Annotated in this window: 9 protein-coding genes; 3 read left to right on the top strand and 6 right to left on the bottom strand. The window is 42.0% G+C overall.

Going from position 1 to position 12661, the window contains the following annotated elements; translation table 11 throughout:
• Positions 1–35 precede the first annotated feature (35 nt).
• Genes atpB through LN995_RS05425 form a run of 3 tightly spaced genes read right to left on the bottom strand, consistent with a single transcriptional unit; the run spans position 36 to position 1725 of the window.
• A complete protein-coding gene (gene atpB / locus LN995_RS05435; RefSeq protein WP_229959161.1) occupies positions 36–1052 on the bottom strand; it encodes a F0F1 ATP synthase subunit A in 1017 nt (338 codons plus the stop codon).
• Between the two features lie 43 nt (positions 1053–1095).
• Positions 1096–1479: a hypothetical protein gene (locus tag LN995_RS05430; protein WP_229959159.1), complete on the bottom strand. Its 384-nt coding sequence runs from the start codon at positions 1477–1479 to the stop codon at positions 1096–1098.
• Positions 1480–1485: 6 nt separating this feature from the next.
• Positions 1486–1725 carry an AtpZ/AtpI family protein gene (locus LN995_RS05425; protein WP_229959157.1) on the bottom strand — a complete coding sequence of 80 codons (240 nt, stop codon included), beginning with the start codon at positions 1723–1725 and terminating at the stop codon, positions 1486–1488.
• 342 nt (positions 1726–2067) lie between these two features.
• On the opposite strand from LN995_RS05425, the gene porW reads away from it, so the two are divergent.
• The 3 genes from porW to uvrC are packed head-to-tail and all read left to right on the top strand — an operon-like array spanning position 2068 to position 9092.
• Positions 2068–4959 carry a type IX secretion system periplasmic lipoprotein PorW/SprE gene (porW, locus tag LN995_RS05420; RefSeq protein WP_229959155.1) on the top strand — a complete coding sequence of 964 codons (2892 nt, stop codon included), beginning with the start codon at positions 2068–2070 and terminating at the stop codon, positions 4957–4959.
• 3 nt (positions 4960–4962) lie between these two features.
• Positions 4963–7275 carry a penicillin-binding protein 1A gene (locus tag LN995_RS05415; protein WP_229959153.1) on the top strand — a complete coding sequence of 771 codons (2313 nt, stop codon included), beginning with the start codon at positions 4963–4965 and terminating at the stop codon, positions 7273–7275.
• Positions 7276–7286: 11 nt separating this feature from the next.
• Complete coding sequence (gene uvrC / locus LN995_RS05410) at positions 7287–9092, top strand: excinuclease ABC subunit UvrC (protein ID WP_229959151.1); 1806 nt, start codon at positions 7287–7289, stop codon at positions 9090–9092.
• A gap of 209 nt (positions 9093–9301) precedes the next feature.
• On the opposite strand, the gene porN is transcribed toward uvrC, so the two are convergent.
• From porN to porL, 3 genes are read right to left on the bottom strand one after another with little or no spacing between them, the layout of a single operon-like run.
• Positions 9302–10165 carry a type IX secretion system ring subunit PorN/GldN gene (porN, locus tag LN995_RS05405; protein ID WP_229959150.1) on the bottom strand — a complete coding sequence of 288 codons (864 nt, stop codon included), beginning with the start codon at positions 10163–10165 and terminating at the stop codon, positions 9302–9304.
• Between the two features lie 20 nt (positions 10166–10185).
• Positions 10186–11772 carry a type IX secretion system motor protein PorM/GldM gene (gene porM / locus LN995_RS05400; RefSeq protein ID WP_229959148.1) on the bottom strand — a complete coding sequence of 529 codons (1587 nt, stop codon included), beginning with the start codon at positions 11770–11772 and terminating at the stop codon, positions 10186–10188.
• 54 nt (positions 11773–11826) lie between these two features.
• Positions 11827–12636: a type IX secretion system motor protein PorL/GldL gene (gene porL, locus LN995_RS05395; protein WP_229959146.1), complete on the bottom strand. Its 810-nt coding sequence runs from the start codon at positions 12634–12636 to the stop codon at positions 11827–11829.
• Between the last annotated feature and the right edge of the window lie 25 nt (positions 12637–12661).

The raw sequence follows: 12661 nt of genomic DNA, 5'->3' as shown, positions 1-12661 counted from the left end.
ATAGTTATATATAGTTAAAAAAATAAAATTCTTAATTAATGATGCTCTTCCGAGTGATCGTGTTCTTCAACGGCACCTCCAAAGTACATGGCTGAAAGCAGTGTAAAGATATAAGCCTGCAACAACGCCACAAATAACTCCAGAAAGTTCATAAAAGTTGCAAAGGCAACACTCAAAGGCCCAACTGCTATGCTTCTAAAGATAAAAATCAAACTAAACAAAGACAGAATAATAATGTGACCAGCTGTAATGTTCGCAAACAAACGAACCATTAGGGAAAACGGCTTGGTAAAGATACCTATCAACTCGACAGGAATCATGATTGGAGCAAGCCACGTTGGCACACCCGGTGTTGCAAAAATGTGTCCCCAATAATTCTTATTACCACTAAACAAGGTTATAATAAGGGTAAGCAACGCCAGAATTAGCGTTACAGCTATATTACCTGTAAGGTTAGCTCCACCTGGCATCAAGCCCAACAGGTTGTTAAACCAGATAAAGAAGAACACTGTAAGCAAATAAGGCATATAGCGCTCATATTTAGGACCGATGTTAGCTTTCGCTATCTCATCACGCACAAAAATAATTATCGGCTCAAAGAAAGACTGAATACCTTTAGGCGCCTTGCCTGGATTGTTTTTATAACGAGAAGCTATTACAAAGAAAATTATCAGAAGCAAAGCCACACTAACAAACATAGAGGCCACGTTCTTGGTGATAGAAAAATCATATAACCCCGCATGTTCTTCCAATGGCTCACCTTCTTGGCTTGCCCGATAGATACGACCATGTTCTAATACATAACCGTTATAAGGAACTGTCTCGTGGTTCTCGTCATAGAAATGATGCGAAGAAAAAACATTCAACTGACCATTATCCAACAAAATCACAGGCAGATACACTGTAGCACCATCAGCAAAATGCCAGATGTAATCATCTGCAATGTGATGTGTGATCATTTCACCGGGCTGAAACTCCCCACCTTCCACCGGTGCCTCAGCAAAAGCTGAGATAGTTAAGAAGGAAAACAGTAGAACGAATAACCTCTTCATTAAGAATAGTTTAGAAGCAATATTTAATAAGATTATCTTATGTTTAATTCTGCTTTTTCAAATTGGGCCGCAAGTTAGCCAACAAACTGTAAATTTCAAACCCGGTATACAGGAAATATAACGCAAAAAAGTTAAAAACGAACTGAAGCTTACCATCTCCTATAAAATAGGCATAAGCGAACACCACTCCAATGCAAAGTACCATCCGGAAGCCCATCGCGCTAAAATAATAAACCTGGAAGTTATCACTATCCTGCTCCATCCCGATTCTGGTAATATAAAATGTAAAGCCTGTTACAAAAACAAAAAAAACCAGTATGTACCAGATATAGCTATGTATCAGCACAGCGCCTGTTAAATGTATTAATACCACCACAATAACAGCAAGTAAAACAGTAAGTATAGCCAGGTTTCTGAAGAACTTCACGTGCTATTATTTTTTATTGATTGATAGAATGATTGTTACCATAGAAACAACCACAGCCAACAGCAAAAGAGCAATAGTAAACCATGGTTTACCCGTGGCAAAATAATCGTCCAGTTTCTTTCCTCCGAAAGCAGCCAACACCAAAGCTCCTATCATTTGAAAAGCCAGCCCAGAGTATTTTGCATAAGGCTTTATGCTCTCTTGCCTTTCTTTTTCGTGTTTATCTCTCTCAGAAGGCGTTTCCATCTTACCTATAACTTACAAACTTACATCTTTTTATGGACTTAGCACCACTTAAACGTCCATAAAAGTGCTACTGCAACAATTAGCGATTAATATCACCTCACAGTCTCCGCCTGAAACCAATTTGGCTTTTACATAGTTCATTAGCAAACACTGAAAACAGCCATGCTTTCATTAACAGATTATTGTACTTTTGTAGTGGCTACTTTGCTGTCGATAAGCTGTATAGAATTTTACGCAGCTTTATATTGTTCACTAATTGGTTATACTTTTGTAGTTGACTGTAACGTTTACACCTATATTATATAGCCCATAGCGCAAAACCTCCTGCTTATCTTTACCATCTTGAATAACCGATCATTTTACATATTTGCCCTGTTGGCAGGCCTGCTGTTAGTCTCTTGCTCTGTAGAACGCAAGAACCCTTTGAGCAAAGCTTATCATAACACTACTGCGCATTACAATGGCTATTTTTTAGCTAAGGAGAAGATGCGTACTATTGAAGAAGGCCTGGAAAGTAATATGCAGTATGATTACAATCAGGTACTGCCTATTTACCCGACCATAGACTCCACTACTTTTAAAGCCATTGCCGCAGACCTGGAAGATGTGGAGAAAAAAGCATCTTTCCCGATACAATGGCACAAAAATAGCAAGTGGATAGACGACTGCTATATTCTGATTGGCAAAACGCGCTATTACCAGTTGAATTTTGCCGATGCCGCCCGAACATTTAAGTATGTAAACTCAAACAGCAAAGATAAAGATGCACAGCATGAAGCACTGGTGTGGCTCATGCGCTCTTTCATGAAGATGGAGGAGATGGACAATGCACAGGCTGTATCAGAACACTTAAGAAAGGAGCAACTGAACAAGGCCAATGCCCGGGAACTGTATTTAGCTAGAGCACAATATTACCGCCTGCTTGGTGATACCACGGCTGTCGCAGAGAGCCTGGCACTGTCGCTACGCAACTTCGACGAAAAAGACGCTCAGTCGCGGGCGCGTTTTTCCCTGGCCAGGATTTACCAGTTTACAAATCAGGATAGAGAAGCTTATAAGCAGTATAATAAGATACTGCGTCGTAACCCACCCTACGACCTTGGTTTTTTCAGCAGACTTTATCTGGGGCAAGTAACAGAACTAACTGATGCGCATGACCGGGAGCGTATTGCAGGCTACTACCGGAAAATGCTGAAAGACGATAAAAACCAGGAATATAAAAACAAAATATATTATGAGATGGCGCAGTTTGAACTACGCCAGCAAAATTATGATAAGGCATTAGAATACATTCAGCAGTCGCTTAAAACACCCGGCGCTTTACAAAACCAGGATTCTTATAGTTACCTGCTGGCCGGAGAGATTTACTTTGAGAATCTAAGTAAATACAACTTGGCTGCCGCCTACTACGACAGTGCCGTACAGGCCTTGCCTAAAAGTGCTGCCAACTACGAAGCAATAGCGGAACGCCGTGACGTTCTGGCTGATTTTGCGCAGCAATATGCAACTATTCAAACACAGGACAGCCTACAGCGCCTGGCCCACATGAGCGAGGCCGAACGCATGGCGTTTCTGCAACAGCTTGTACAGCGCGAGGAAGAACAACGCCAGCAAGAGCTCGCCCGCCAGCAGCAACAGCAGTTAGTTTCAGAAAAGCAGGAACGCCGCAGCACCCTTAACCGAGACAACCAGAACGGAAGCGCATTTCCTTCTAACAGCGGCACATCCGGAGTTTGGTATTTCGATAACCCGTCTGCTATGGCAACTGCTCGTTCAGAGTTCGTGCGCCGCTGGGGCGACCGGCCACTTCAGGATTTCTGGCGCATCCAAAGCAGGGGAGAAACAAATACGACTGAAATTCAGGTTGCTCAGGCACCTACTGTAGCCACTCCTGAAGAACCTCAGCAAAGCGCCGAAGAACGTACTGCGGCCCAAATTCAGACGTATCTGCAGAACATACCTCTTACGACAGTTGCTCTGCAGCGATCTGAGAAGGAAGAAGAAGAGGCTTTGTTTAAGTTAGCTAACATTTATAGCCAAAAGCTTAAAGATCGGGCTCGCGCCATTGCTACATTTGAAAAACTACTGCAGCAGTTTCCTAAGTCAGAGCATGCGGCTGAGTCTTACTACAGCTTGTATCTGCTTCATGGGAAAGAGGCTAAGGAGCAACAGCAGGTGTACTATAACATAATTAAGCAGCAGTTTCCGTCTACTATCTATGCTCGCCTGGTAGATGACTCAGGTTACAGATCTAAAAATGCAGCCAATAACCTGAGAGCTCATGTCGTTTATGATTCTGCTTATACTCTCTATGAGGAGCAAGAGTATGAGAAAGCTGTTGCCGTTCTTCATAAGCTTATAAGCCAGTACCCATTAAATGACATTCAGGATAAGGTGGCTTTCCTGGATATCATGATTACGGCTCGCACAGAGAAGCCCCAGGCATTGCGGGAAAAACTACAGCGTTTCAAGACCCAACACCGTAGTAGCCCTCTGCAGCCGCAGGCAGATGTATTGTTAGCATCTTATACAGAACTGGAGCAGAAAAACCTTTTGCGCCAGGATGCGCCGCCTCCACCAGTTAAAGAGCCAAAACAAACGGCAAGCATTACAGCAGAACAAAAACTTAGCACAGAAATTGCTACTGCTACAGCATCAACGGCGTTAACTGTGCCTCAACCAACTCAGGCGCAAGCTCTAATCAAATTGGACAAAGAGCCACTGCCGGCAAAAGAGCCTGAAGTGAAGCAAGCACCTACAGTAATACCGGATAATGCACAACAGCCTATAGCTACAGCTGTTCAACCAATAACAGTTGCCCCTGTAACAACTGCCGAACCACCTGTTTCTGTAGCTGAAGCAGAGACTCTACAATATGAGGTTGCCACAGATAGTGCTTATTATGTTGTATTGATTTACCCTAATGATGCAGCTGCTTTCAAAGATATGTTGCCGAAATATGAGAAATATAACAGCACCTATTATAAGAATCAGTCTTTGAAAATAGCTTCAACGGCTTACTCTGCTAACCAGACGATGCTTGTGATGCGCTCCTTCGACGATTTTAAGCAGGCTAAGTCTTATAATATAGATCAAAAAGCTCCTCGGTCACCTGTAGGTAGAATTAGAGGCGTAGATTTCACTACCTTTGTAATCTCTTCTGCTAATTACGCTAAGTTGCTGCAGAAGAAAGACCTGGAAGCATACCTTACCTTCTTCAAAAACAATTATTAGTACATGGCTACGCGTCAAAAGACTGTTACTCAGAAAAAGAATATATACCCGAAAGTTATTTCGGCCATCTGGCTTCTCTTTATAGCAGGCCTGGTGGTGTTTGTGCTATATATATATGCTGTCAGTATTAACTTCCTTAACCTATTTGGGGAGCTCCCTAGTACACGCTCTTTAGAAAACCCGAAAAGCGAGCTTGCTTCTGAGCTTTATGCTGCAGATAACATGTTACTCGGAAAATATTTCCGGGAGAACCGATCTCCTGTAGACTATGATGAGTTACCTGATAACCTGGTTAATGCTCTTGTTGCTACTGAGGATATTCGTTTTGAAGACCATTCAGGTATTGACCCTGAAGCCATGGGCCGTGTTGCCGCAGCCATTCTTACGGGCAGGTCTAAGGGTGGGGGTAGCACTTTAACACAGCAGGTAGCGAAAAACCTGTTCCGTACCCGTGGCGAAGATCTTAATAATGGTTTGCTGAATGATATACCAGGTGTGCGCATACTTATCCATAAAACAAAAGAATGGATAATGGCCGTTAAGCTGGAGCAGTCTTATACTAAAAAAGAGATATTGGTGATGTACCTCAATATCTTTGAGTTTGGCAGTAATGCCTTTGGTATCAAATCTGCTTCTAAAACCTTCTTCAACAAAGATGTCCAAGATCTGGAGGTGCAGGAGTCTGCGGTGCTTGTTGGTTTATTTAAAAACCCTAATTTCTACAGCCCAAGGTTTAACCCGGAGAATGCGAAGCGCCGCCGTAATGTAGTGCTTTCCCAAATGGTGAAGTATGACTTTATTACAGAGGCTGATTATAAGCAACTGAAAGACACAGATATTAAATTAAATTATCGTGTTGAAAACCAAAACATAGGTCTTGCTCCATATTTCCGTACAGAGGCCAGCAAATTCTTGCGCCAGTGGTGCCGTGAAAATGGTTATGACTTGTATGCTGATGGTTTAAAGATTTACACCACCATTGACTCCCGGATGCAACAGTATGCTGAGCAGGCTTTACAAGAGCATATGAAAGAGCGCCAGAAAGCCTTTTTTGAGCAATGGAAAGGCCGCAACCCATGGAGAGACCGCAATGGTCAAGAGATTAAAGGGTTTGCAGAGGCAGCTATCAGAAGAACATCGCGTTACCAAAGCCTGAAAGCTCAGTTTGATGGAAACCAGGACTCTATTAATTACTACCTGAACAAGAAAGTGCCGATGACCATTTTCACCTGGGACGGTACAAAAGAAGTAGAGATGAGCCCGATGGACTCCCTGAAGTACTATAAGCACTTCTTACAAGCGGGCTTTATGGCTATGGAACCACAAACAGGTCATATAAAGGCTTGGGTCGGCGGAATCAACTATCAGCACTTTAAGTACGACCATGTAAAACAAGGTGCGCGTCAGCCGGGCTCTACATTCAAGCCTTTCCTTTATACAGCTGCTATGGAGCATGGCTACTACCCTTGCTACGAAGTAATTGACACCGAAACCTGTGTACCGTTGCCAGACGGAACCATGTGGTGCCCTAATAATTCTGAAAACAAGTTTAGTGGGCAAAAGTACACGCTCCGTAAAGCTCTGGCAGAATCTGTAAATTCTATATCTGCGTTTTTGGTAAATAAATTAGGCGCAGAAACACTTGCAGCTACTGCCCGGCGTTTGGGCATTTCTACACCTCTTGACGCTACTCCTTCTCTGGCACTTGGCACAAGCGATGTTACGCTGTACGATATGGTTGGTGCCTATGGAACTTTTGCTAATGCTGGTACCTGGGTAGAGCCTACTTTTATCACACGTATTGAGGATAAGCATGGTAATGTGCTACAAGAATTCAGACCTCAGACCAAAGAAGCTTTAAGTGAAGAGACTGCTTACCTGATGATACACATGTTACAGGCAGCAACCGAACCAGGAGGCACAGCATATGGTCTTCGCTGGCGTAATAAGCTTACTGCTGACATAGGAGCCAAAACAGGTACTACACAAAATCAGTCTGATGCCTGGTTTATGGGTATCACTCCTAACTTGGTATGTGGCACATGGGTAGGCGGTGAAGACCGTTCTATACACTTCCGCTCATTACGTGATGGACAGGGAGCGAAGCTTGCCATGCCAGTTTATGGAGCTTTTATGCAAAAAGTTTTTGCTGATAAATCTTTAGACATTTCTAAAGGACCTTTTGCAAAACCTTCCACTCCATTATCTGTAGAATTAGATTGTTCCATATACAATCAAGGTATGCCTGTAGACTCATCTAAACAAAATGAATTCCTGCAGCTACCTTCTGAAATTGATTTGGATCTTGATTTCTAATTTTCCTTACAATGCCTGCAAACGAGAAGCTAAAAGAAAAAATCTCGCACCTGCCGCATAAACCCGGCATATATAAATTCTTTGACGATAGCGGCATTATCTATGTTGGCAAAGCGGTTGATATACGTAAGCGCGTTAGCTCCTACTTCAATCGTTCAGCCCAACATAATAAAAAAACGCTTAAACTTGTCTCTCAGATAAAAGACATAGAGTTTACTATTGTTGATACAGAAGCAGATGCTTTCCTTTTGGAAAACAACCTTATCAAGCAGTATCAGCCAAAGTATAATATCTTGTTGAAGGATGGAAAAACCTATCCTTATATCTGTATTGTTAATGAGCGCTTTCCCCGTATTATAAGCACCCGTAATAAAATTAATGACGGCTCCCGTTACTTTGGCCCGTACCCCAGCGTAACAACCATGAACGTGGTGCTAGACCTTATCCGGACATTATACCCCTTACGCACCTGTACTTATAATTTATCTCCGGAGAATGTGGCGGCTGGCAAATTTAAAGTTTGCCTGGAGTACCACATTGGCAACTGCAAAGGCCCCTGCGAAGACCTTGTTGACGAGACGAGTTATAATCAGAACATCACACAGATAAGAAACATATTATCGGGCAACTTATCTGTTGCTAAAAATTATTTTAAGGAGCAGATGGCTGCTGCTGCTCAGGACTACCAATATGAGTTGGCACACCAGTTTAAACAAAAGCTGGACATGCTAGAAGACTTCCAGGTTAAGTCCACAGTTGTTAGTAATACACTTACTAATATTGATGTCTTTACTATTACAAGTAATGAGCAGTGTGCCTTTATCAACTACCTTAAAGTAATGAATGGCTCTATCATTCTTACACAGTCTCTGGAAATACAAAAGAAGCTGGATGAGGAAGATACAGATATACTGGCCTCTATTGTTATTCAGCTGCGTCAGGAATTTGAAAGTACATCAAGAGAAGTAATAACTAATATTGAGCTTTCGCTGCCACTTGATAGTATTACAGTAACGCATCCGCAGATAGGTGATAAGCGAAAGCTGCTTAACCTTTCGTTAAAGAACGCGATGTATTTACGAAAAGAGCGGGAGGGACGCCAGGAGCAAAACAAAGGTCTCGCTGAGCAGCGTGAACTACGTGTGCTTGAGACAATGAAGAAAGACCTGCGTTTAACGGAGCTGCCACGCCAGATTGAATGTTTTGACAACTCGAACTTTCAGGGAGATAACCCTGTGGCTTCTATGGTTTGCTTTAAAAATGGCAAACCTAGCAAGAAAGACTATCGCCATTTTAACATAAAAACTGTAGTAGGGCCAAACGATTTTGAATCAATGTATGAAATTGTTACGCGCCGTTACAAAAGGCTTTTAGATGAAGACAAACCTTTACCGCAACTTATTATTATAGATGGAGGCAAAGGTCAGTTAGGCATGGCCGTAAAAGCTCTGAAAGATTTAGACATATATGGTAAAATTGCTGTAGTTGGCATTGCCAAAAGGTTGGAGGAAATTTTTTATCCGGGGGATAATCTGCCACTTTACATAGACAAGAAATCTGAATCTCTTAAGCTAATCCAACGCTTACGCAACGAGGCTCACCGCTTTGCAATCACCTTTCACAGAAGCAAACGTGACGCAGGCACTCTCAAAACAGCACTTACTGATATTAAAGGCATAGGCCCTTCTACAGCTAAAGCCCTTTTATCTAAATTCAGATCTGTAAAGAAGTTAAAAGAGCTTACAAAAGAGGAACTTTCAGAGGAAATAGGTCAGGCTAAAGCAACTATACTGTTCGAACATTTCCATAACTCATAGTGTCTGTTTTCATGCATTAATATCTAGTAGCTCTCTACTTTTTATCGCTTCTTTATTTTGTGAAGGCTAATGTTTATAATCAATAAGTCTTTCCCTGAACAGTGCTGTAATGCTCAAGTTAATAAAGGAGCGTTCCTCTTTCTAAAGGTTTAGACATTAAAAAAGGAGACCCAAACAGGTCTCCTTTTTCATTTCAATATTCTGCTAATCTAGTAGCTCCATAAGCTATACTCGTACTCAATAAGAGCTTCAGCAGCTTCTTGTGCTGCCAATAACCCTTTTTGGCCACCACCATAAATATCAGCCAAAGCTCTGTCGCCAGGGTTAGATATTTTAGTTATGTAAGAACTGAACAGCCAAAGGTCAAACGCATCAGCTAAGTTCTTATGCTGCGCATCGTTCTGAGCATTAAACCAGATTGCCGTCTGAGGGTTATTACGGAAAATGCGTACTAGATCACTCATCTTAAAGGTTCCAACATTTTGCTCAAAGCCAAGTGGGTTAAGTGTAGCTGGTACTTTTAAGCTTACAGTCTGAATGTCGTGGTACAAACGTGAGCGCTTTTTATCAAACACTACATGTTCTTTCAGATCAAGTAAGTAGAGTTGCTTAGGAAAATACTCGTTACTTACAGGAGTAGTATTTGTATTAGCTGTCGCTTCATTACCTAACGCAGCACCCCACGGATCTTCTTCTTCCTCTTCTTGGCCAAAGCCTGCTGCAAGTTCTTCTTCACTTAGACCACCTCCTGTATCCTGGGCAGTCATATTAGCAATAAATTCTTCGCGAGTAAGAGGTGTGTTTACAGAGTCGTTCTTATATGCTGTCAGTTCTCCACTTTTTACTGCATCAATAAGTACTCTGGTGATCTCTCTGTTTTCAGAAAACATTGGCTTGTTCTGCTTTTCACGCAAATCAATTTTACGCCACACTACTTTCTTGAACATGATATCTGACTCAGGAATAGGCCTTGCTGATGAATTACCAGACGAAGCAGTTGTTCCTTGTGCCATAGCACCCACAGATAATAACAGGCCAGCTGCTACTCCTCCTATTGCTTTTACTATTTTCATACTCCTTGTAAGCTTCTTTTTTAGTTTAATGGCACCGTAAAGTTTGGCTGTCCAACGTTTACATCAACGGCATTGCCCTGGTAATTTAAACGTTTTACATCCAACACTTCCATTAGTACTCTATCACCCTTATTCGCTTTTGCAGCAAAGTTTGTCAGGTTAGCTGTTGGGGTGCTAAATTCAGCCTGATCTACCGGCTGGTTATTTCTCACCAGGTAAGCTCTCCATTTAGTTACTCTGTAACGAGCTTCATTTGGTAAAGCCTGGCTGAACCCTTCATCTGGAATAGCTCTTAACTCTACTGCTCTGAACGATTGTGCAGGAACACCACGCTTAGCATCAACAGGTTTTCCATTTACAAAAGCAACAATTTCCGGTTTAGGTATCGGGCGAACGTTAAATGTTTCTGAACCAATTGCATTACCACCGCTACTCACATTAATTTTAACCTCTTTCGCGTTTGGAATAATGGTTACCTCACCTTTTTTAGAACCTTTAACAGCTGTACCGCCATTTGCGCTAAAGCTAGGGTCATATACTGCACCAAGTGCCGGCACCTGTATATTCAATTGATTAGCACACTGGAAGTACAGTGCCTGAACCGCAGCAGATTGTACCTGTATTACTGGCTTAGCTACTACATATTCCTCTGTTAGCATAAAGGTGGTATCACGCCCGTTCTGGTTAATTGTAACCTGACCTTTCCAGGTTTGCTTTGAGTTACCATCTGCATCATAGTTTGAAGCCGAAGCTACAAATTCTACCTGCCCCATGCCATTTACAACCTTTACAGGCTTACCCTGGAAAGACATTTTTGGAGTAACAGCATCAGATGAAGCTGCTATAAACATGTCAGCTTTATACTTAGTACCAGCTGCTACTGTTTTAGACTCCGCACGAGCCATTGCAAAAATTTTCTCGAACTTGATAATGTCAGCTCCTACTGAAGCAGCCAGCTTTTGCAAAGCATCAGACTCATACTTGAGTACTTCAGATTCTTTCTGAGAAAGAACAGCTAAAGCTGCTACAAGAGGTGTCTCCTCAAAGTTCAGTTCTGCAAAATCTTTATTTCTCTGATTCGGATCATTTTTAGCAACAGGGTCCTCTTTTCCAGTTAATGCTATACTAGCAGGCACGCTTGGGTTAAACTGCCTTAAGAACTTTGTGTAATCATCAAGTTTGTTCTTAAGCTCATAGGCAGCACCATTCTTCTGCCCACCAATCATAGTAATACCCACTATATCATTTGCTTCAGGGTTTACATAGTGATTTTCTTCATTCTTACCACCTGTCTTCTCAACGAGTGCTTCCCTTACGTTTCTGATATAATCAACCATTTCGGAGGTTCTCTGCCGAATAGCTTGTGCATTCTGCAACACACGCTGATCGTTTGGCCTGTCTCCAGCCTCAGTTACAGCAGCTCTTATGTTAGATATTATCCCGGCGTTTTCGTTCCTCGTCTTGTTGTTCACTTCCCTTAAACTTTCATCCAGGAACTGAAACTTTAAAAGGATTGCCGAGCTCACATTTAAGGCAAGCATCGCCAAGAGTACTAAGTACATCATGCCGACCATCTTCTGCCTTGGCGTCTCTTTTGCTCCAGCCATTTTATATTTTCCTTACTTTTTGCTTAATGTTTAAGAATACTATTTCGGAGTGAACTAGCTTTTCATAGCTGTTAGCATGTTACCATACACTGTATTCAATGAGTGTAGGTTATGCGTTAAACGAGAAACCTCATCTTTAAACTGCTCAGTATCTTTACTGGCATCTGTAAGGTTCTCCATTGCTATGCTCAGGTTACCGTAGAACTTGTTCATTGCCTTTAAGTGGCTGTTTGCATCCTGAAGTTCCATTTCGTAAACAGCATTTAAAGCTCCCAGGTTCCTTGTCATGTTCTGGATCTGGTTGTGATATTCTTTTGCCTCTACTGTTGAGCCAACCATTTGCGACATAGCCTCTGCAGTTTGTGCATAAGCTACATTGATCTTATCCAGAGAATCAGCAGCAGACCGAACTCTAACGGTATAATCCTGAGTTGCTGCTGTAGCCTGGCTCAAATCAGCCATCTGAGCAGTAGTTTCACTCAATCTGTTCAGGCCAAGCCCTAAAGATTTAATTGTATCAGGAGTGATTGCTGCATCTTGCATCATATCATCTAACTTTCTGGTTAAACCTGATCCACCAGAAACGGAAGTAGTGGCAGTAGCAGGCATTAAAGGCTCTCCTGAATAGCTATCATCAAGCTGTGGATATACCCTTGCCCAATCTGGATCGTGTGTCTGTGGCTGAAACGCACTAAGGAAGAAAATAAGTGCTTCTGTCAGCAGACCGACAATAAGCATTATATCTGCACCATTCCAATGCAGGATTTTAAATAATGCACCAACAATTACAATTGCCCCACCGATACCATATACTTTTGGCATTAGCACATCAAATAAAAAATTGCGGCCTTTAGCTTTACTCATTTTGATTCAATAATTAAATGTGAAC

It is taken from the genome of Pontibacter silvestris (assembly GCF_020907275.1).
GTDB classification, from domain to species: domain Bacteria; phylum Bacteroidota; class Bacteroidia; order Cytophagales; family Hymenobacteraceae; genus Pontibacter; species Pontibacter silvestris.
This window is presented reverse-complemented; position numbering and strand designations above follow the sequence as displayed.